The following is a 19,893-nucleotide window of genomic DNA, read 5'->3' as shown; positions in this document are numbered from 1 at the left end:
TTCGCCACGATCGTGGACGACGACGGCACCATCACCGAGGTCCACGCCCCCAAGCCACTCAAGGGCGCACTCCGCAAGCTGCGGAAGGCGAACAAGGCGGTCGCGAGGAAACAGCCCGGCTCGAGCAACCGGGCCAAAGCGGCAAAGCGGCTCGGCAGGGTTCACCTCCAGGTGGCAAACCAGCGGGCGGACTTCCTGCACAAGACCACGACGATGCTCGCGAGAACCAAGCGGGCCATCGCCGTGGAAACACTCAACGTCGCCGGGATGGTGAAGAACCGGCGGCTCGCCCGAGCGATCTGCGACCTCGGGTTCGGCGAGTTCTTCCGCCGGCTCGAGTACAAGACCCGGTGGTACGGCTCGAGCCTGTGGGCGGCTGACCGCTGGTTCCCGTCCTCGAGACTGTGCAGCGGCTGCGGAGCTGTCAATGGAGACCTCACGCTCGCCGACCGGACGTGGACATGCAGGTGCGGTCTTGAGCACGACCGGGACGTCAACGCCGCCCGCAACCTGCTCGCCGCCATGCGACTCGAGCGGCAAGCCGCCTAGCTCCACGTCGCCGGGCAGTTCCCCGGAGACGCAAAACGCCTGTGGAGGCGACGTGAGACCCCGAGCCATCGAGGCAGATGCCAACGAAGCAGGAACGAGGATCAGTGAGATTCTCCGAACGGCTTCCAGCGGGCCACCGGCCGCGTCCGGCACTAATCGGGGGTACGCCGACTGCGGTAGCGCCGCGCCTGCTCTTCCAGGTACGTCTCCAGTCTGCGGAGCATGGCCGGCTTCCCGTACTCCTCCCCCGGAGGCGGGGGCATGTAGTAGATGAACGCCGAGGCTTCGTCCGGGTAACCGTGATCCGACCAGATCATCTCGATGACCTCCCAGAATCCGGACACGGTGTCACGGCGTTCGTAGAGCCTCGCGAGTGCCAGGTACATCCAGACCTTGTTCGGCTCTGGATCATCGCAGTCGACGTCCGCCGCCGCGACGGCGGCGTTCACCCTGTCTTCGATCTCGCTGGAGAAGAGGTACAGCCGCTCCTCCTCGGTGGGCAGGCCCGGCGCTGCCGCAGATCCGGCTTCGGTGAGTTCGGTCAGCGCGTCCAGAGCGAGCCATCCCTTCCGGTACCCGCAGACCAGCTCCGCCCAGGTGAGCGCGACTCGTGCCGAGACGAAGTCCGCCGAAATCCTGAAGCCCGCCGAACCGCTCATGGTCTATTCGTGCCAGCCTGGGATGATCTGCCCCGCCGGAACGAACTCCTTCGAGCGGCCCTCGCGGGCGGCCTGCGCCGCCCGCTCGAAACCGGGGTCGGCAAGGGCCAAGGCGCGCAGCCGCCAGGTGTGCAGGAGGTCGCGAAGCTGCCGAAACCGCCAGACCTCGTGCGCGGCGTCCAAGGCGCTGCGGTGATCGCTGAGGAACGGCTCGTGCCACGCCTCGGGCAGGATGCGCAGGATCTCCGCCGGGTCGTGAACGGCATCGCGCATCTGGTCAGCCGTCACGCATCCAAGCCTAGCCCGGCGAAGGGCGGCACGCGGGGTCATCGTGGTTCGGTGCGGAAGGCTCGGCGGTAGGCGCCTGGGGTGGTGCCGAGGGTGGCGAGGAAGCGCCGGCGGAGGTTGGTGGCCGAGGAGAGACCGGCGCGGCGGGCGACGGCGTCCACGGGGAGGTCGGAGGATTCCAGCAGGTCCCGGGCCGTGGCGATCCGCTGAGCGAGCAGCCACTGCCCCGGGCTGACGCCGAGCTGATCGGCGAACCGCCGGGCGAGGGTACGTACCGAGATGCCCGCGTGCGCGGCCATGCTCCCGACGGTCACCGGTTCGCCGAGTCTCCCGGTGACCCACTCCAGCAACGGGGCGAGCGTGCCGTCGAACTGTGCGGGGTGCGGTGGCGCGGAGTACTGCGACTGGCCGCCCTCGCGGTGCGGCGGCATGACCATGGTCCGTGCGATGTGCGCGGCGTACCGGGCGCCCTGGTCACGGCGCACCAGGTGCATGCACAGGTCGATGCCGGCCGCGGCGCCGCCGCTGGTGGCCACGTCACCGTTGTCCACGTACAGCACGTGCGGGTCGACCTGGACGTTCGGGAAGCGCGCGCTGAGCTCGTCCGCCAGCGCCCAATGCGTCGTCGCCCGGCGTCCGTCCAGCAGGCCGGCGTGCGCCAGCGCGAAGGCGCCGGAGCAGATGCCGACCACGCGGGACCCGCCGGCGTGCGCGCGGACCAGGGCGCGGACGATCGCGGGTGAGGGCGGCTCCTCGGTGGGCGGCCAGCCCGGGATGATCACGGTGTCCGCCCGGTCGAGTGCGTCCAGCCCGTCGGCCACCAGCATGTCGTACCCGGCGCGCGTCGCGACCTGGCCGGGGCGCTCGGTGCACACGCCGAAGGCGTACCGCGTCGGAAGTTCCGGCCGCTCGATCCCGAACACCTGGGCGGCGCAGGCGAGTTCGAAGGTCGACTGCCGTGGGCGGACGAGGGCCATCACGCGATGCATGGCAGGAAAGTACCGCATGACGTCTTTTCTGACACTCGGCGCAGCCGGTGATCGGCCGCCAGGCTGAGCCCATGACGACAGAGCAGAACACGTCGGCGTATGTGTGGTCCGCCGTACAGGACGCCCCGGTCCGCGACGTCTTCCCCGGCATCCGGCTGCGCCCGTTGTGGGCCGGGGACGACGGCGCGAAGGCGTTCGTCCTGGAGATGGACCCGAATACCTGCTGGCAGGGGGTCGACGTTCACGAACCGGGGCCCGAGGAGGTGTTCGTGGTCTCCGGCACCTTCAACGACGGCGACCGGGACTACCCGGCCGGTACGTTCATCCATGCCCCCGCGGGTTCTTCGCACGTCCCGCAGACCACGACGGGCTGCACACTGTTCCTCTTCTACCCGGAAGGCTAGATCACGCGCGGTGTCTCAGGACCGGCCCGCTTCCGGAGCGAAGGGCTGGTCAGGGTGGTGAGGAGGCGGAGGGCCTGATCGGAGGGGGTGCCTGGTTCGGCGGTGTAGATGCCGAGGGTCTGGTCGGGGTCGCCGGTGACGGCCAGGGCCTCGTAGTCGAGAGTGAGGTCGCCGACCAGCGGATGGTGGAAGGTCTTGCGGCCGTACGTGCGCCGCGCGATGTCGTGGTCGGCCCACCAGGTGCGGAAGTCCGGGTCGCGCGCCGACAGCTCGCCGACGAGTTCGGCGAGTCGCGGGTCGTGCGGGTGCCGTCCGGCGTACTGCCGCAGCGCGGCGACGCTGGTGCGCGCGACGCCCGCCCAGTCGGCGTACAGGTCGCGGGCGCCCTCGTCGAGGAAGATGTAGCGGGCCATGTTCCGCTCGCGCCGGGGCAGCGCCTCGAAGTCGGTGTACAGCGCCCGGGCGAGCGGGTTGGTGGCCAGGATGATCGCCATCGTCCGCGTGCTGTAGACGCACGTCCGCGCCGCCCGGTCCGAGCGCTGATCCGCACGCACTCGGGGGCTCGCTGAACGCGTTGACGCCGAACGTCGCCGAGCCGTACATCGCCGGCCCGGGACGGCGCGCCGGGTGAGCAGTTCGGCCCAAGCCCACAGCTTGGTGGCGATCAGCACGTCCCGCCGGCGCAGCCCGATCGCCCTCCGGGCAACCGCTCGCTCTCGCCGTCGGCGTAGAGGTCGGCCGTGTCGATGAAGTCGTCCCGGCGTCGCGTGCCGTGCCGACGATCCGGTCCACTTCGTCCTGCCCGAGCGCCCCATGAGTGCTTTGCACCGGGTGCTCCTTGCCGCCGAACGTCATCGCAGCCGGGTCTGGGTCTTCACCTACTCACCTCCGGTGGTCGTGGGTGTCGGAGAGCTGAATAAAGTCGTAGTACCGATCCCTCCGCAGTTCGAAAGGTCTTGGTGAACAGTCATCCCGGCCGTCCGGCGCTCAGCGTCGACGGCTTCCCCGAGCGGGCACGCCGCGAGGAAGACCCGCACGTGCCCGACGCCGGCGAACTCGGCGGGTTCTGGGCGTGCCCGCACCGCATCCACGCCATGGCAGGGTGCGTCGATTGCCATCAGGACGTCATCGAGGCCACGCAGCGGACCGAGCCGCCGTATTCGCTGTCGAGGCAGCCGGCGGGGTCACTGATGGTCGCCCTGGTGCACTTCACCACGGCTCGCCCGATCCCGGACACCACCCTGCGCCAGATCCGTGAGCTGGAGAGGAGAACGCAGATCACCATCGCCGGCCCCATCGGCGACGTCGGCACACCGAACCTGTACCACCTCGCCGCAGGTGTGCGCGCCGACAGCCTCGCCCAGGCCCTCGCCGGGGTGATCGGGTTTCTCCGCCACAACCAGCACGCGATCGGGGCCTTCGCCGTGCAGTACATGACGGCGGGACACGCGTGACGTCCGGCGAAGACGGGTCACCATGATGGACCGCGCCCGCTGAGGCGGCGGCGCAGGTTCGTCGCGGCGCCCGCGCCCGACGTAGGCGGCGGATCAGCGGCGCCGGGTCAGCGATGGTCGAGGCGGGCGGGCGGGGAGGCCGTGGCGGCGGATGCGTCGCCGGGTTCCCCGCTGAGGGCGGCGAGCTTTCTGGTCCAGGAGGCCGTGCCCCGGTTCTGGGGTCCGAAGATCAGCGCGTAATCCACGATCACGGCGCGCAGCCGCGCGACGGCCTGGGTGTGGGCGCCGAGCCGGTACATGCACCGGGCGACCTCCGCCCGGCAGTCCAGGAGCAGTTCCGCCTCCGCCGCCGCTACGGCCCGCGCGTCCTCGATGAGCCGCTCCCACTCCAGGCATGCCTGCAGGAAACGGCCGAGTTCGTACATGATCTGAGCGCGGACGTGCCGGCACTGCAGGGTCTCCGGATGCCGGAATCCGTGCATCCGGGTGGCCTCGGTGAGCAGGCCGTCGGCCAGTCCGAGCCCGGCTTCCGGGTCGCCCGCCAGGGCGGTCCAGCGGGCCAGGCAGCATTGGGTGGACCAGTGGCGCGTGTGGCCGGGGGCGACGTACCTACCGGCCAGCTCCACCGCGCGCTCGGCGGCCGCCTTGGCGGCGTGGGGATCACCGCATTCGCCGAGCATGTCGGCGATGGCCCAGTAGTAGTCGATGTGCCACTGCGAGTCCGGCCCGTCCAGCCTGATCCGCTCGTCGAGCGCGGCCCGCCACAGCTCCAGCGCGCCGGCGAAGTCGCCGAGCCGCGCCGTCGCCACGGCGACCTCGAAGACGGCGCTCGCCGTGACCTCGTGCGCCTCACCGAGGACGCTCCGGGCGGTCGCCGCCGTGTCGCGCGCCAGAAGCAGAGCGTCCTGCCCCCGGCCGGTCAACCCGAGGCACCGCGAAAGCCCGACCCGCGCGAAGAGGGCCTGCGGGTCGTGTTCTCCACGCAGCGCCGCGATCTCCTCGGTGAGCCGGCGGACGAGCGGCAGGGCACCGACACCGTCGCCGTTCACCGCCATCCAGAACGCCATGTCGAGTTCGAGGCTGCGAAGGCGGTCGGGATCGGCGCCGGGCAGGACCTCCGCGAGGTCGGCCGCCGCCTCCAGAACGTCCAGCGCCGCCCTGTGCCGGCCGGTCCAGCCGAGGCAGTTGGCCAGTTCCGCCGCGGCGTCGAGGTTCGCCACCGTCCAGCCCTTGCGGAAGGCCGCCTCGGCGACCTCGTACAGACCGCGGTCGAAGGCGGAGCGCCCGATGCCGAGGCAGTCGCGCGGTTCGCCGTGTTCCACCAGGATGTCCCAGGTCCCGCGAGGGATCGGGGATGGGTGGGTCCCGGCGTCCACGGCGTCCGGCAGGTAGTCGAACGCCAGGTAAGCCTCCTGTTCGTCCTCCTGGGCGCCGTCGCCGGGCATGAGCAGGCTGCTGGTGCCGTACAGCGGCTCGGTGGCCCACTCCAGGGCCCGCTCCCAGGGCTCGGGACGGACGGACGGCCCGCCGATCGTGGCGAGGTAGTGCTCGTGCAGACGCCGCAGCACGGGGAGCGGGAGCGGCGCGTGGTAGCCGGCGCGGCGCGCGTCGACCGCCGCCGCGACCAGGGCGGCGGCCCGTGGTCCTCCGACGCCCGGCCGTACCGGGACGCCGCTGCCCGACAGGGCGTCCTGCCAGTCCTGGTAGAGCCGGGGACCGGAGGCGAGGTACTCTGCCACGCCGAACCTCCCCGCATGGGCGGAGGCGGTGCTCAGCCGCTCGTCCCGGCTCTCGGCGGCCTGCCGGACCTCCTCGGCGGACCAGCGGCGGGGCAGGTGCACCTCGTGGGCCAGGGCCAGGACCTCACGCACCTTGCGCCGGATCTCGGCCCCGCCCTGCACGGCGTTGTCGCACTGCGGACTGAACGCGGCCCGCTCCCTGGCCCGCAACGTGGCCACGATCCGTACCGCGCCCCGGCGCCTGGACAGCAGCACCCGGAACGTCTGCGCCGTGAACTCGTCGGCGTCGACGTAACGCTCGAGGTCGTCCAGCCACAGCAACGCGCACCGTTCCCGCCCGGCCGCGCGCACCGCCGCGGGGAAGGCGGCCCGGTTCAGCGGATAGACGAGCCGATGGCCGGGAAGGCAGGCGTGGACCGCCTCGTACGCGGCACGAGACTTCCCCGCGGTCGAGTCGCCGACGATCAGTACGAAACCGCTCTCGCCGATCGCCCGCTCGATGGTGCCACTGAGATCGCGGCGGACGAACGGAGGCACCTGGCCACCGCCGGCACGCGGGACCGCGGCCGGGTGGACGCCCAGCGCCACCGCGTCCGCGAGCTCGCGCACCACCGGCAGCCTGCCGGCGTCGTCGCGGTACAAGTCGTCGGCCCCAGGACGGGCCGCAGGCTCCGAGGGCGCGGCCCCCGGGCTCTCCGCCAGCATGCCGGCGATCGTCCCCGCCACAGCGGCCACCACCGAGGCCCAGAAACTGGGATCCCTGCCCGCCACGGTCGACACGATCGCCATGACCAGCGCGACGCCGACCAGCACCGGCCAGCTCGACGCCGTATATCGTCGCATCACGCCCCTCGCCTCCGGGGACATGCTGCGCGGCGTTCCACCCGGCACAACAGGGCCGTTGTACCTTCGTCGACCGCGACTCCGGCTTTCCCTTCCGCACCGGATTTCCGGGCGCCGGGAAATCCGGAATCGCAGCCGTCGCCACCGTTTCGGCCGGTCTTTCCCAGCCTTTCCATCGAGTTCCAAAGCGCGCCCGGACGATATCCGGAAAGCACGGCGGAATGCCGTTCCCGGCTCAGTGCGGTGCAGGGGAGGCGAGGCAGATGGCGCCGGTGTGGTGGCGGTGCGGCCCGAGATCAGGCGCGGCGCCCCGCCGTCCCCATCGACCGCCGAGCGCTCGCGGTGCCGGCCCGCCGCCGGCGAGCCCGGGGCGGCGGCGGGCCGGGACCTGCGTCAGGACAGCCGGACAGGGAGCTTGGCGAGGCGCCAGGACATCGGCATGTACTGCCGCTCCGGTTCACCGGCCAGGGCGAGGCCGGGGAACCGGCGGAACAGCGCGTTGAACGCGATCTCCGCCTCGGTGCGGGCCAGCGCCGCGCCCAGGCAGTAGTGCAGGCCGTGGCCGAAGCCCACGTGCACCTCACGCCGGGAGTCCTGCTCGCGGGTCACGTCGAGCCGTTCGGCGTCGTCGAAGCGGCGCGGGTCGAGGTTGGCGCTCACCAGGATCGCGACGACGCTCTCGCCCTTCTTGATCGTCTGTCCGCCGATCTCGACGTCCTCGGCGGCGTACCGCATCCGGGTGCCGTGCACCGGCCCGCACCAGCGCATCAGCTCGTGTACGGCGCGCGGCCACAGCCCCGGGTCCTTCTTCACCAGGTCGAGCTGGTCGGGGTGGGTGAGGAGCGCCAGGGTGCCGTTGCCGATCAGATGCGCGGTCGTCTCGTGCCCGGCCAGGATCAGGGTGAGGACCATGGTGATCAGTTCGAGGTCGCTCAGCCTGTCGCCGTCCTCGTCGTGGGTGCGGATCAAGGCCGACAGCAGGTCGCCTCCCGGTTCCGCGCGCCGCCGTCCGATCAGGCTCCGGGTCAGCTCGATGATCTCCCGCAGCGGTGCGTTCATCGCGCCCGGAGCCATGGTCATCATGGCCTTGCCCTGCTCGCGCCAGGTGGGACGGTCCTCCTCGGGCACGCCGACCAGCTCGCAGATGACCGTGATCGGCAGCGGGTAGGCGAAGTTCTCGATCAGGTCGGTCTCGTGGTCCAGCCGGTCGAGCAGCGACTCGGTGATCTCGGCCATCCGGGGGCGCAGGTCGAGCACCCGGCGGGCGGTGAACTCGCGGGAGACCAGGCGCCGTAGCCGGAGGTGGTCGGCGCCGTCCGCGTCGAGGATGCTGTCCAGGATGTACGGGGCGAGGTCGGGGTCGATGCCCCTGGCCGCGATGACCTGCTCGCGGATGTCGCCCACCTCCTTGCCGGGCACGCTCGCCGGGTCGTTGACGAACCGGGTGTCGCCGAGCACCTGCTTCACGTCCTCGTAGCGGGTGACCAGCCACACCGGGTCGGTGCCTCTGGCCAAGGAGCCCTTGACCAGCGGCCCCTCCTCCCGGATGCGGGCGAAGCCGCCGAAGGGGTCCTGCATGAGTGCCGGGTCCATCAGGTTGACGGCGTTCACGATGCCTCCACTCAGGTGAGGTTCAGGGGAGTTTCCGACGGCTGATCTCCTCGATCAGCAGTTCGCGCAGGTTCCGGTAGAGCTCGATCACCTGCGGCACGGCCCGGCCCACGCGTCCGGCCGCGTCCGGGTCCTCGAAGGACGACCGGACGGTGTAGGCGAGCAGCTCGGCCTTGGCCTCAAGCGGCATCTCGCCGTCCACGTGGTAGGGGTCCACGGTCAGGAAGCCGGTGAGGATCGCGGTGTAGGCGTGCAGGAGCGCCTCGGGGGCCAGGTCGTCGCGGACGACACCGTGCTCGCGCATGACCGCGAAGTAGCCGGCGATCGTCCGCCGGCGCGTCTTCATCAGCGGGCCGAGCTGGTCGGCGCCGCTGCGGACGAGCGCACCGAGCGTCTCCGGGTCCCCGGTGACGATCACGTGGATGATCGGGTCCTCGTGCACCCACAGGTACGCCAGCCTGGCCAGCTGGCTCGGCAGCGCGAGGGACGGATCCGCGCCGAACGCGGCGACGAACCGGTCGATCAGCCGTACCTGCTCACGCATCACCACGGTGAGGAACAGCATCTCCTTGGTCTTGAAGTGCAGGTAGACCGTTCCCTTGCCGATCCCGGCGCGGCGCGCGACATCTTCGATCGTCACCCGCCGGTACCCCCAGGCGACCAGCAGCTCCCCGGCGGCGTCCAGGATCCAGTCGGCCCGCTCGTCGCTCATCGGCTCTCCTCATGACCCGTTGACCGGATTCTCAAATCGGGTCACGCGGTCAAAGATACGCCCTCTCGCGGCGCACCGCGAGAGGGCTGGGTGGGTTCGGTGGATACCGGCGATGCTCCGGAACGCCGGCGCCGGTTCATGCTCGCGCGCCACCGCCGCCGGATCGGGCCTGGTGGCGGCCAGGACACCGGCCGGTCCGGCGGTGGGACGCTTCGGGGGAAGGTGCGCGGGTCAGCCGGTGGAATGCCTGCGGAGCAGGGCGAGGAACATGGCGTCGGTGTGGTGGCGGTGCGGCCAGAACTGCGCGTAGGGGCCCTCGCCGAGGTCGTCCACCTCGCGCAGGAACGCGGGGGCGTCCAGCACCTCGACGCCGCCATGGCGCTTGACCACGTCGCCGACCACGGCCTGGGTCTCGGCCAGGTGCGGCGAACACGTCACGTACGCGACCACGCCGCCGGGGCGGACGGCGTCCAGTGCCGAGCCGAGCAACCGCCGCTGCAGGCCGCCGAGCTCGCGCACGCTGTCGGCCGACCGCCGCCAGCGTGCCTCGGGACGGCGGCGCAGCGCACCGAGGCCGGTGCACGGCGCGTCGACCAGCACGCGGTCGAACACGCCCTCGCGCCAGGCGGGAGCGGTGCCGTCGGCGGTGATGACCCCGGCCCGGCGGGTCGCCCGCCAGACCAGCCGGGCCCGGTGGAACCGCTGGTCGGCGGCGAGCAGCCGGCGGTCGTTCTGGACGGCGAGCGCGTCGAGCAGCCCTGCCTTGCCGCCCGGGCCGGCGCACATGTCCAGCCACAGGTCGTCGGGGCCGTCGATCGGCACGCGGGTCAGGGCGAGCGCGACGAGCTGGCTGGCCTCGTCCTGGACGGCCGCGCGGCCCTGCGCCACGGCCTCGATGGCACCGGGGTCGCCCTCGGGCAGGTAGGCGGCGTAGGGCGAGTAGCGACCCGCGACGGCGCCCGCGTCCAGCAGCTCGCCCACGGTGCTGCGGCCCGGCCAGGCGACCAGGGTGACGACCGGGCGCTCGTTGTCGGCGGCCAGCAGCGCGGCGGTCTCGCCGGTGCCGCCACCGACGGCGTCGCGCAGCGCCGAGGTGATCCACCGCGGATGGCTGTAGGCGACGGCGAGGTGGCCGACCGGGTCCTGCTCCGCGTCGGGCGCGACGATGGCCACCCACGCGTCGAAGTCGCGGGTGGCGACCTTGCGCAGGATGGCGTTGGCGAACCGCGAGGCGCCGGTGCCGACGCGCAGGCGCACCAGGTCGACGGTCGCGCTGACGGCGGCGTGCGGGGGCACCCTCGTCTTGAGGAGCTGGTGGACGCCGAGCCGGATGGCGTCCAGCAGCGGCGGGTCGATGTCCTCGGGCGGCCGGTCGCTGCACGCGGCGACGATCTCGTCGTAGGTGCCGAGCCCGCGCAGGGTGCCGTACGCCAGCTCGGTGGCCAGGGCGGCGTCGCGGCCGGACAGGCCGCGCTCGCGCAACAGCGTGGGCATCAGCAGGTTGGCGTACGCGTCACGCTCGTCGACGGCGCGCAGCAGGTCGTAGGCGGCGTTGCGGGCCTCGTCGCGCACCGGGGTGGCGCGCGGCCTGCGACCGCCGGGACGGCCGCCGCGCCGGGTGGGCGGGGCCATCAGGCGAGCCGATCGGCGGCCGAGGGACGCACGCCGCGCGCCCACTCGCCCGCGGTCATCTGGCGCTTGCCCTGCGGCTGGACCTCGCCGAGCCGCACCGGGTGGCTGGCGGTGCCCACCAGCACGATGTCCTTGGCGACGGCGATCTCGCCGGGGGCGAGCGCGCCCAGGCCGGTGATCTCGGCGGACGGGTCGGGCACCGGACGCACCGGGCCGAGCTTGAGCCGGGCGCCACGGAACTCGGTCCACGCCCCGGGGCTCGGCGTGCAGGCGCGCACCAGCCGGTCGACGCGCATCGCGGGCGCGGACCAGTCGACCCTGGCGTCGGTCACCTCGATCTTCGGTGCGTAGCTGACCCCCTCGGCGGGCTGCGGGCGCGCCTCCAGTGTGCCGTCCTCCACCCCGTCCAGAGTGGCCGCCAGCAGCCCCGCGCCGGACTCCGCCAGGCGGGCCAGCAGCTCGCCGCTGGTGTCGGCGGGCCTGATCTCCTCGGTCACCACCCCGTACACCGGGCCGGCGTCGAGCTCCTTGACGATCTGGAACGTGGCGGCGCCGGTGATCGGGTCGCCGTGCAGGACGGCGTGCTGCACCGGAGCCGCGCCCCGCCAGGCGGGCAGCAGCGAGAAGTGCAGGTTGATCCAGCCGCGGCGCGGAATGTCCAGCGCGGACTGCGGAAGAAGCGCGCCGTAGGCGACGACCGGGCAGCAGTCGGGGTCGAGCTCCTTGAGCCGGGCCAGAAACTCCGGATCGCCCGCCTTGACCGGGCGCAGGACCTCGATGCCGGCCGCCTCGGCCAGCTCGGCCACCGGGCTGGGGTGGACCTTGCGCCCCCGGCCGGACTGGGCGTCCGGCCTGGTGACGACGGCCACCACCTCGTGCCGCGGCGAGTCGAGCAGCGCCCGCAGCGGCGGCAGGGCGGTCTGCGGGGTTCCGGCGAAGACGAGACGCACGGTGCTAGATGGCCTTCCCTTGAGTGGCGTGCGGCGAGAACTTGACGGCGGGCGCGGCCAGGCCGCTCCACTCGGCCTCGCGGATGGCCTTCATCGCGAGCTTGCGCTGCTTGGCGTCCAGCCGGTCGATGAACAGCACGCCGTCGAGGTGGTCGGTCTCGTGCTGGACGCACCGGGCGAGCAGGTCGGTGCCCTCGATGGTGACCGGCTCGCCGTGCATGTCGAAGCCCTTGGCGACGGCCCGGATGGCGCGCGGCGTCGGGAAGGTGAGGCCGGGGAAGGACAGACAGCCCTCTTCGCCCTCTTCGTCCTTATCGTCCGACAGGTCGAGGGTGGGGTTGATCAGGTGGCCCAGCGTCTCGTCCACGTAGTAGGTGAACACGCGCAGGCCCACGCCGATCTGCGGCGCGGCCAGGCCCGCGCCGGGCGCGTCCATCATCGTGTCGGTGAGGTCCTTGACGAGCTTGCGGAGCTCCTTGTCGAAATCCTTGACCGGCTCCGCGGGGGTGCGCAGCACCGGATCGCCGAACAGGCGGATCGGCTGTATGGCCACGGAAGACTCCGTTTCACGTCCTGAATTGAAGGTCTCTCTAGTTTATGGGCGCGCCGCGCCCGCCCCCGCCTGCGATCGAATCGCGGCGCGAAAGCCCGTCCCGGAACCGGGCCGCACCCCCGGTCGTCGGCCGAAGGGACCGCCCCAGGGCGTACGGCTCGTCCCGGCGCACGCCCGGCCCGGCCGCGCTCCCATTCGTGCGCCTGGTCGCAGCGGCACTGCCGGGCCCATGGGCACGGCCGGCCCGGGCCCACGGGAGGCACGAACCCGGACCGGTGCGAGTAGCGGGCGGGTCCCGGCGGTCCGGACGATCGCTGGGGGACATCCTCGACCGGGGCCCTGGCCTGGCGGGCCCCAGGCCGGGGCCGGCCGCTCGTCCGGATGCCGGCCGGCGGGGCCTTGAGCCGGTACGGCCGTCTTGTTCGGCCCGTGGCGCCGGCTCGATGCCATGGCCCGAGCCGAGAGCGGGAGGGGCGGTGGTCAGCGGGAGCGGGCCTTCATGGCGGCCTTGCGGGCGGCCTTGGCCACGGCGGCCTCGGGATGGTGGGCGCCGAGCAGCTCAAGGACGGCGATGGCGTCCGGATGGGTGCTGCGGCTGATGTCCTCGACCAGGCGCAGCAGCTCCTCCCCCGCCTCCAGCGCCTCGAACTCGCCCATCGCCTCCCTGGCGTCGGGGATGTGCAGCAGGGTGGCCAGGGTGTCGACCGCGAGCCAGGTGCCGTCCTCCTCGGTCAGCGCCGGCGCCGGCAGCTCGCGCACGCCCAGCCAGACGGCGGCGTGCCGCCACATGGCGGGCTCGGCCAGCGCCTCGCGCACGGCGGGCTCGGCCTCCGGCCCCATCTCCTCGAGGACGGTGCCGATCACGCCACGCTGCCCCGGCGTGCCGGACGAGGCCACCTTGATCAGCTCGCGGGCGGCGTCCTCGGCGAGACGGCGCTCCACCCACAGGGTGGGCGCGCTGGAGGGCGCCTCCCCGGACAGCATGGCCTCGACCAGCTCGGCGGCGCTCAGCTCGGCGTAGGAGGCGACCTCCGACAGCAGGGGCGCGTCGTGCCCCTCGCGCAGAAGGTCCTGCCGGACGGCCCACACGCCGAGCGGAGTGAGGCGTACGCCGTCGGCGGTGCGCTCGAACAGGCCGCAGTAGGCGAGCAGGTCGAGGGCGGCGTCCAGCTCGGCGGGCAGCGCCTCGCGCAGCCGGCGCATCTCGTGGGCGCGCGCCTCACAGCCGATCTCGTGGGCCTGGAGCATGCCCTCGATCAGGGCGGTGTAGGTGATGCCGTCGCTGGTGGCGTAGATCGTGGCGAGCATCTCGGTGAGGTGCTCGTCGGTCACCGCCGAGCCGGTCAGGCCCTCGTCGGTGCGGTCCAGGACGTCCATGACGACCCCGTCCCAGAACTCCATCAGGTCGCCGGGCAGCGCCGGCCCCGGGGCCGCGCCCGTCTGGGTGATGCGCAGCAGCCCGGTGTTCACCGCGACGATCCACACCAGGCGCAGCCGCTCGTCGTCCACCCCGAGCAGCGCGGCGGCCTCGTGCGCGTCGGCCGGCCAGAGGAACCCCTCAGGAGTGACGCGCCGGATGCCGGTCCACTCGGCCAGCCGCCGCGCGTCCCGTACCAGAGGCACGGACAGAACGGCCTCGGCGAGCTCGGCCGTGGGCGCGAGCTCGACCGGCGGGAAGCTCAGCACCTCGCTCTCGCATTCACCGCAGTCGCATTCCTCGTTCTCCCCCGCCATCGCGGCGAGCAGCGCCTCCCGCTCCTCGCCGGACACGCTTCCCAGCTCATCGATGAGATTGTGCAGCTCCCCAAGATCGAAGACGCCGCCGTTCCCGCTGTTGGCCATTCAGGAAACTTACTCCACACCAGCCACACAGGATGACCGACTCCGGACGTTCGCCCGGAGGTTCACGCGGATGTGACATCGGACGTTCATCGCAGGCTTTCCGGAAGGACGAGCCGCTCCATCACACGGTACGCGGCCCGCCACCGGCCCCGCGCGAGGACCCGCCTCACGCGAGCCGGCCAGATCAGCGGATGCCGCGGGAGCGCGCCTTGAAGGCGGCCTTCCGCGCCGCCTTGGCGACCTCGCGGTCGGGCAGGTGACGGCCGAGCAGGTCGAGCACCTCGGCCACGTCCGGGTGCTCGACCTGCCACATCTCCTCGATGGTGTGGGCGGCCGGCCCGGCCGTCGTGAGACTCTCGGCGAAGCGCCCCGGATCGTGCTCGGCCGCCGGCATGGCGTGCGCCAGTGTGTCGACGCTCAGCCACAGCACCTCTTCGGGCGTCAACGGCGGCGCGTCCAGGCCGCGGGCGGCCAGCCACCCGGCGGCGTGCGGGCGCAGCTCGGGCTCGTCCAGGAACGGCCGTACGGCGTCCCCGGCCTCGGCCCCCAGCCGGTCGATGATCGTGACGGCCACGCCGCGACGCGCCGCGGACTGCCCGCGCACCGCGTCGAGCAGCTCGCGGGCGGCCTCCGGCGGGGAGCGGCGGGCGAGCCAGGCCGCGATGTCGAGCTCGGCCTGCTCGGCGGCCACCCCGCTCAGCAGCCCGTCCACCAGGCCCGCGGCGTCGCCCTCGGCGGGGTCGGGCGCGACCGGCGCGGGCATGCCCATGCGGATGAAGGTCTCGCGCATGCCCCACAGGCCCTGCGGGGTGAGCCGGATCGCGTCCTCGACCCGCTCGACGGTGCCGCAGGACGCCAGGACGGCGAGCGCGGAGTCCAGCTCACCGGGGTCCTCGCCCCCCGGCCAGGTCTCTTCCAGGTGCTCGCGCAGCTCGTCGAGGGTCATCGGAGCCCGCAGGCGGTACAGCATGTCGTGGACGGCGTACAGCTCCTGGTCGAACTCCGCCGCGCCGGTGACGCCGGCGGGCCCGTCGGTGACGAACGCGACGGTCGCCGCCCACAGGTCGAGCACCTCCTGGTCGTCCCGGGCCTCCAGCGGGCGGAACCCGCCGGCCGCGGACACCGCCGTCCCGGCGACCTCCACCAGGCCGAGGTCGACCGCCAGCCGCCACGCGGCGGCGGGAGCGGCGACACCGAGCTCCTTGGCGGCCCGCGTGGCGTCCCTGACCCGCAGAGCGCCGCGTACGGTGGGCGTGCGCGCGCCGTCGAGCATCCAGGTCGTGAGGCGGTGCGCGTCGGCCAGCAGGCCCGCCCGCCGGACCGCCCGCGCGACCTCCTCGGGCGGCGGGAGCCGCACGGCGGGCAGCGGAGCGCACCCCGGGCACTCGCACCCGTCGTCGGCGGTCACGCCGCGCAGCCGGTGCGGCGACAGGCCGAGCGGATCGTCCCCGGAGCCGGTCGGGCCGGCGTCGAGGGCGGTGGGGTCGGGGCGGTCGGCGCCCATCGCCCCGAAGATGCTCTTGGCCATGCCGAACTTGGTGGTGTCGGCGAGGGCGGCCGGCATGAGCGGCGCGATCTCGTCGATCTTGGCCCGCATGCGGGCCGCCATCTTGGTACCGATCTCCCCGCTGTCCAGCAGGAAGTCGACCAGCGTGCGCGCGGCGGCCACCGTCTCCGCCGCGCTCTCCGGCGGCGCGATGACCTTGCGGGGATAGATGTCGAGCAGGAGCTGCTCGAACGTGCCCGGCGTGAAGTCCGCCAGCTCACCGACGTCGAGATAGTCGCTGGCGTAGTCGCACAGGAGCCGAACCTCGTCGGCGTCCACCACGATGTCCTTGGAGCGCCCCCAGGCCCGGATCTCCTCTATGGCCCCGTTCACCCATTCGATCGACACAGGGAGAAACTAACGGCTTACTTTCCCCTCCCGCGAATCGGCGGCCCGCACGGGCCCGCACCCCCTGATCACACCACCGCGCCCGATGGCGGCAACGGTGCCGGCGACCTGCCGGACCACCGGGCGACGACCCGTCGATCATGGCACCGCGACCTGCGGGTCCGGCAGAAGGAGAGCCTCGCGGGAACAGGGAGCGACGGCCAGGTCACAGGAGGTCGATGGGGTCCACGCAGATGCGGACCAGGTCGGGGGCCTTGCGCGCCGAGCGCACCCCGGCCGCCCCCTTCAGCGCCCGGGCGAGCGCGGCCCCCGCGGCGGGCGGCACCCGCACGACCAGCCGTTCCTGCGGCTCCTCCGGCGCCGCGCCCCGCGCGGGCTCGACGGGGACCGGGCCGAGCACCTGAGCGCCCTCGGGCAGCCGCAGGTCGGCGAGCATCTCCCGCAGCCCGTTCACCGAACCGGTGAGCGTGGCCACCCGCACGGCCGGGGGGAAACCGAGGACCGTGCGTTCGGCCAGCTCGCGCTCGGCATGGGTCACGGGGTCCCAGCGGAGCAGCGCCTGCACGGCGAGCACGGCCGAGTCGGCGAGCACGACCAGTTCGGCGGCCGGGCGCAGCAGGGCGGCGGCGTTCATCCAGCGCCGCAGGGTCTCCTCGGCGGCGCGCAGGTCGGGCCGGCCGAGCAGGGCCCACCCGTCCAGCAGGACGCCCGCCGCGTACCCTCTCTCGGCCACCGGCTCGGCGCCCGGGGTGGCCACCACCAGCGCGGGGGCCGGCCCGACCTCGGCGAGCACGCCGTCCCGGCCGGAGGTCTTGACCGGGACCGAGGGGAAGGCGCGCCCGAGCTCCTCGGCCGTGCGGCGCGCGCCCACCACGACGGCCCGCATGCGATTGCTCCCGCACGACGGGCATCGCCACATGCCCGCGATGCGCCCGCACCAGCGGCAGTACGGCGCTGCGTGCCCGCCGCGCAGCGCGAGCGGACCGCCGCACGCCGGCGCGTCCACTCCGGCCGGCACTTCCGGGTGCGGCGCGGCCCCTGCATACGGAGGCTGGCGGCAGCGGGCCTGGGCCCGGCAGGACTGGCAGGCCAGCGCGGGCAGGTAGCCGCGGCGGGGCACCTGCACCAGCACCGGCCCGCTCGCCAGGCCATGCTTGAGCGCCGCCCAGGCCGAGCTGGGCAGCCGGGCGGCGCGGGCCGCCTCGTCCCGGGCCAGCTCGGCGTCGTCGCCCGCGGGGCGGACCCGGGGGGCGTGCCTGCGCAGGGTCTCGCGCGGCGCGGCGATCGGGCGCGCCCAGCCGGTCGCGATGAGCCGGGTCGCCTCGGCGGTGCGGGCGTAGCCGGCGATCAGCATGGCGGCACCGGTCTGGTGGGCGCGCAGGGCCAGCACCTCGCGCGCGTGCGGGTACGGCGCGAGCCGCTCGGCGTGCAGGTCGTCCCCGTCGTCCCAAATCGCGGCCAGGCCGAGATCGCCTACCGGGGCGAACGCGGCGGCCCGCGTTCCGACGACGATGCGCACCTGGCCGCGCAGCACCCGCAGCCACCGGCGGTAGCGCTCGGCGGGCCCGAGGTCGGCGGTGAGCGCCACGTGCGCGCCCTCGCCGAGGACGCGCCGCAGCGCGGCGTCCAGCAGGGTGACGTCCTTGCCGTCGGGCAGCACGACCACGGCGCCCCGGCCGCCGCGCCAGGTGGCGAGGACGGCCTCCGCGAGCCCGGCGGCCCATCTGGGGCCGGCCTCCGCACCCGGCAGCACGTTCCACACCGCCCGTGGGGAGCGCCCGGCGGTGAGCGCCTGGAGGAACGACTCGCCCAGCGGATAGGCGGCCCACTCCCCCACGCTCGGAACGCCCTCCCGCTCCGGCACGCTCGGGACACCTTCCCGCTCCGGCACGCTCGGCCGCCGCGACGCGTCCCGGGGCCCTGGCACATCCCGCCGGCCTGACAGGCTGCGCGGAGCCGACCGGTCCATCGAATCCGGCGCGTCCTTCCGGCCCGGCAGATCCGCCGCGTCCGGTCGCCCCGCCCCTTGCGGACCGCGCGCACCCGATGAGCCCGCCACGCCCGGCAGGTCCTCTCCCGCCTCCCGCAGGTGCCGCTGATCCGATGCGTCTCTCGGCCCCGGCACGGCGGGCGCTCCGGCTCTTTCGGGCGCCTGCGGCGTGCCCGGGATCTGCGCCCCGCGAGCAGCGAGCGTCTCGGCCTTGCCGGGGCCCCCGGACGCCACCGGCGTTCCCGCGGTCTGCGTCCGGAGGGCGGCAGGCGCTTCGGTCTCGCTGAGAGCATCGGACGCCGGCGACGTTCCCTCGGTCTCCGTACAGGGGGCGGCAGGCGTTTCCGCCTCGCCAAGGGCATCGGGGACCCCCGGCGTTCCCGGAGGCTCCGTCCGGCGAGCGGCGGGTTCCGCGACACGGCCGGGCGGTACGGCGGCGGTCTCCTGCTCGGCGGCCCTCGACGCGGCGTCCTGCTTGGCTCTCTCCGCCTCTGCTCTGGCGTGTCGCGGGGGTACGGCGAGGCGCACGACATCCGACATGGTCCCGGCGTAACGGTCGGCCACGGCGCGGCACAGGGCCGCGATCTGCGGGGTCAGCACCGGCTCGGCGGAGACCACCCGTTCCAGGGCGGCGAGCTTGCCCTCGTGCTCGCTCTCGGCCACCCGTTCGAGCAGGAAGCCGTCGACGAGCTTGCCGGCGAAGCGCACCCTGACCCGGCAGCCGGGCACCGCGTCGGCGGCCATGGCCTCGGGCACCACGTAGTCGAAGGGCCGGTCGAGATGGGGCAGCGGCACGTCCACGAGCACCTGGGCGATCGGCAGCTCGTCCGCTGGGACGATCGCCCCCTTGGCGACGCCGGCGCCCTTCCCCGCCGCGTCACCCCACAAGCCCTCGGGCTCGGCGGGGCGAGGGACGGCATGCGGCGCCCCTTGCGTCACCGCGCCTCCCGGCGGCTCCGGCTCACCGGCGGCGACGAGCGACGACGGCACTGCGAGAGTCTCCTCGGCGGGGCTGGCTGCGGTCACCCATAGGTCCTACCAGACGTCGCCCACCGCCTCGGACCCAACCCGCGCGACCTCGGCCCGGCAAGCCGGAACGCCGGCCCTGGCCGATCAACGTGCCGGGACGCCCCGGCGCGCCGCCGTACGCGGCGCCGATTTCGCCGGCACCACATCCCGCCGACCCGGCGCCGGGATGAAGGCCCCCTGACCCGTGGGGAAGTGTGCTGCGCGGGCCCTTGGTGTGAGGTGACCGCGTTGCTGGTCGTACGGCGGCGTGGGCTTCGCCGCAGCGCGTCCCACCGCGCCGGTCGCCGGACGAACCGCCCCGGCCAGGCCAAGGGACAGAGACGGCGGGAAAGCCGGGCTCTGGGCGCAGCCGCCCGCCCCGCGGGCGGGCCGGGCGGCGGTCGCACCGGTCAGAGGCGTCACCCGGGTGGACCGGCTGCGCTGGTCAGGTGACCGTGGCGCGGCCGACGCCGAGCCACCGCGCGGCCGGCGGCCGCGCGGTGGGTCATGCCGAGGCCTGGGCTAGAGACCGGCGGCCTGGCGGAGCTGGTCGGCGCGGTCGGTGCGCTCCCAGGAGAAGTTCGGCTCCTCACGGCCGAAGTGACCGTAGGCCGCGGTCGGCGAGTAGATCGGCCGCAGCAGGTCCAGATCACGGATGATCGCCGCCGGACGCAGGTCGAACACCGCCAGGACGGCCTCCTGGATCTTCTCCACCGCGACCTTCTCGGTGCCGAAGGTCTCCACGAACACACCCACCGGGTGCGCCTTGCCGATCG

17 protein-coding genes are annotated in these 19,893 nt (G+C 73.5%); 3 read left to right on the top strand and 14 right to left on the bottom strand.

Features of this window, described 5'->3' with window-relative positions; genetic code table 11:
• On the top strand, positions 1 to 549 hold a 549-nt coding region (locus tag IEY93_RS38470; protein ID WP_229691357.1), incomplete at its 5' end, for an RNA-guided endonuclease InsQ/TnpB family protein.
• 152 nt (positions 550 to 701) lie between these two features.
• On the opposite strand, the gene IEY93_RS22000 is transcribed toward IEY93_RS38470, so the two are convergent.
• The 3 genes from IEY93_RS22000 to IEY93_RS21990 are packed head-to-tail and all read right to left on the bottom strand — an operon-like array spanning position 702 to position 2,485.
• Entirely contained in the window at positions 702 to 1,208 is a 507-nt protein-coding gene (locus IEY93_RS22000) for a DUF2247 family protein (protein WP_189164997.1), read from the bottom strand.
• A 3-nt stretch (positions 1,209 to 1,211) separates the two neighbouring features.
• Positions 1,212 to 1,496, bottom strand: coding sequence for a DUF6247 family protein (locus IEY93_RS21995; RefSeq protein WP_203968779.1), 285 nt, complete (start codon positions 1,494 to 1,496; stop codon positions 1,212 to 1,214).
• A gap of 38 nt (positions 1,497 to 1,534) precedes the next feature.
• Positions 1,535 to 2,485, bottom strand: coding sequence for a helix-turn-helix domain-containing protein (locus IEY93_RS21990; protein WP_189164996.1), 951 nt, complete (start codon positions 2,483 to 2,485; stop codon positions 1,535 to 1,537).
• Between the two features lie 71 nt (positions 2,486 to 2,556).
• Here IEY93_RS21990 and IEY93_RS21985 point away from each other — a divergent pair, with 71 nt between their 5' ends.
• The gene (locus IEY93_RS21985) at positions 2,557 to 2,889 is read left to right on the top strand and encodes a cupin domain-containing protein (protein WP_189164995.1); all 333 of its coding nucleotides are present in this window, start codon (positions 2,557 to 2,559) and stop codon (positions 2,887 to 2,889) included.
• Here the strand turns inward: IEY93_RS21985 and IEY93_RS21980 are convergent.
• On the bottom strand, positions 2,886 to 3,383 hold the full coding sequence (locus IEY93_RS21980; RefSeq protein WP_189164994.1) for an MmyB family transcriptional regulator: 498 nt from the start codon (positions 3,381 to 3,383) through the stop codon (positions 2,886 to 2,888). The two genes, IEY93_RS21985 and IEY93_RS21980, sit on opposite strands and share 4 nt — an antisense overlap.
• Positions 3,384 to 3,848: 465 nt before the next feature.
• Here IEY93_RS21980 and IEY93_RS21975 point away from each other — a divergent pair, with 465 nt between their 5' ends.
• Positions 3,849 to 4,343 (top strand): hypothetical protein, encoded by a 495-nt coding sequence (locus tag IEY93_RS21975; RefSeq protein ID WP_189164993.1) that lies wholly within the window; start codon positions 3,849 to 3,851, stop codon positions 4,341 to 4,343.
• 107 nt (positions 4,344 to 4,450) lie between these two features.
• On the opposite strand, the gene IEY93_RS21970 is transcribed toward IEY93_RS21975, so the two are convergent.
• From IEY93_RS21970 to IEY93_RS21920, 10 genes are all read right to left on the bottom strand, one after another.
• Positions 4,451 to 6,925, bottom strand: a complete 2,475-nt coding sequence (locus IEY93_RS21970) for a hypothetical protein (RefSeq protein WP_189164992.1) — start codon at positions 6,923 to 6,925, stop codon at positions 4,451 to 4,453.
• A 393-nt stretch (positions 6,926 to 7,318) separates the two neighbouring features.
• Positions 7,319 to 8,536, bottom strand: coding sequence for a cytochrome P450 family protein (locus IEY93_RS21965; RefSeq protein ID WP_229691356.1), 1,218 nt, complete (start codon positions 8,534 to 8,536; stop codon positions 7,319 to 7,321).
• Positions 8,537 to 8,558: 22 nt separating this feature from the next.
• Entirely contained in the window at positions 8,559 to 9,248 is a 690-nt protein-coding gene (locus IEY93_RS21960) for a TetR/AcrR family transcriptional regulator (RefSeq protein WP_189164991.1), read from the bottom strand.
• Between the two features lie 231 nt (positions 9,249 to 9,479).
• The gene (locus IEY93_RS21955) at positions 9,480 to 10,880 is read right to left on the bottom strand and encodes an RsmB/NOP family class I SAM-dependent RNA methyltransferase (RefSeq protein WP_189164990.1); all 1,401 of its coding nucleotides are present in this window, start codon (positions 10,878 to 10,880) and stop codon (positions 9,480 to 9,482) included.
• Positions 10,880 to 11,830 carry a methionyl-tRNA formyltransferase gene (fmt, locus tag IEY93_RS21950; protein ID WP_189164989.1) on the bottom strand — a complete coding sequence of 317 codons (951 nt, stop codon included), beginning with the start codon at positions 11,828 to 11,830 and terminating at the stop codon, positions 10,880 to 10,882. The genes IEY93_RS21955 and fmt overlap by 1 nt, the downstream gene beginning before the upstream one ends.
• A 4-nt stretch (positions 11,831 to 11,834) precedes the next feature.
• The gene (gene def / locus IEY93_RS21945) at positions 11,835 to 12,383 is read right to left on the bottom strand and encodes a peptide deformylase (protein ID WP_189164988.1); all 549 of its coding nucleotides are present in this window, start codon (positions 12,381 to 12,383) and stop codon (positions 11,835 to 11,837) included.
• A gap of 480 nt (positions 12,384 to 12,863) precedes the next feature.
• On the bottom strand, positions 12,864 to 14,225 hold the full coding sequence (locus IEY93_RS21940; RefSeq protein ID WP_189164987.1) for a hypothetical protein: 1,362 nt from the start codon (positions 14,223 to 14,225) through the stop codon (positions 12,864 to 12,866).
• Positions 14,226 to 14,409: 184 nt separating this feature from the next.
• Positions 14,410 to 16,119 carry a hypothetical protein gene (locus IEY93_RS21935; RefSeq protein WP_189164986.1) on the bottom strand — a complete coding sequence of 570 codons (1,710 nt, stop codon included), beginning with the start codon at positions 16,117 to 16,119 and terminating at the stop codon, positions 14,410 to 14,412.
• A 205-nt stretch (positions 16,120 to 16,324) separates the two neighbouring features.
• Positions 16,325 to 19,135 carry a primosomal protein N' family DNA-binding protein gene (locus IEY93_RS38465; RefSeq protein WP_372444516.1) on the bottom strand — a complete coding sequence of 937 codons (2,811 nt, stop codon included), beginning with the start codon at positions 19,133 to 19,135 and terminating at the stop codon, positions 16,325 to 16,327.
• Positions 19,136 to 19,639: 504 nt separating this feature from the next.
• The coding region (locus IEY93_RS21920) for a methionine adenosyltransferase domain-containing protein (RefSeq protein ID WP_189164985.1) at positions 19,640 to 19,893 on the bottom strand (254 nt) is incomplete at its 5' end.

Origin of the sequence: Sphaerisporangium melleum (assembly GCF_014646695.1) — a bacterium.
Classification (GTDB): Bacteria; Actinomycetota; Actinomycetes; order Streptosporangiales; family Streptosporangiaceae; genus Sphaerisporangium; species Sphaerisporangium melleum.
Note: the sequence above shows the minus strand (reverse complement) of the source record. Positions and strands in the feature narration are given on the sequence as shown.

Excerpts from the sequence above, each read along its gene's own strand:
- IEY93_RS21970 (WP_189164992.1), bottom strand. The coding sequence starts at position 6,925 with ATGCGACGATATACGGCGTCGAGCTGGCCGGTGCTGGTCGGCGTCGCG.
- IEY93_RS21940 (WP_189164987.1), bottom strand. The coding sequence starts at position 14,225 with ATGGCCAACAGCGGGAACGGCGGCGTCTTCGATCTTGGGGAGCTGCAC.
- IEY93_RS21990 (WP_189164996.1), bottom strand. The coding sequence starts at position 2,485 with ATGCATCGCGTGATGGCCCTCGTCCGCCCACGGCAGTCGACCTTCGAA.
- IEY93_RS22000 (WP_189164997.1), bottom strand. The coding sequence starts at position 1,208 with ATGAGCGGTTCGGCGGGCTTCAGGATTTCGGCGGACTTCGTCTCGGCA.
- IEY93_RS21955 (WP_189164990.1), bottom strand. The coding sequence starts at position 10,880 with ATGGCCCCGCCCACCCGGCGCGGCGGCCGTCCCGGCGGTCGCAGGCCG.
- IEY93_RS21980 (WP_189164994.1), bottom strand. The coding sequence starts at position 3,383 with ATGGCGATCATCCTGGCCACCAACCCGCTCGCCCGGGCGCTGTACACC.
- IEY93_RS21960 (WP_189164991.1), bottom strand. The coding sequence starts at position 9,248 with ATGAGCGACGAGCGGGCCGACTGGATCCTGGACGCCGCCGGGGAGCTG.
- IEY93_RS21985 (WP_189164995.1), top strand. The coding sequence starts at position 2,557 with ATGACGACAGAGCAGAACACGTCGGCGTATGTGTGGTCCGCCGTACAG.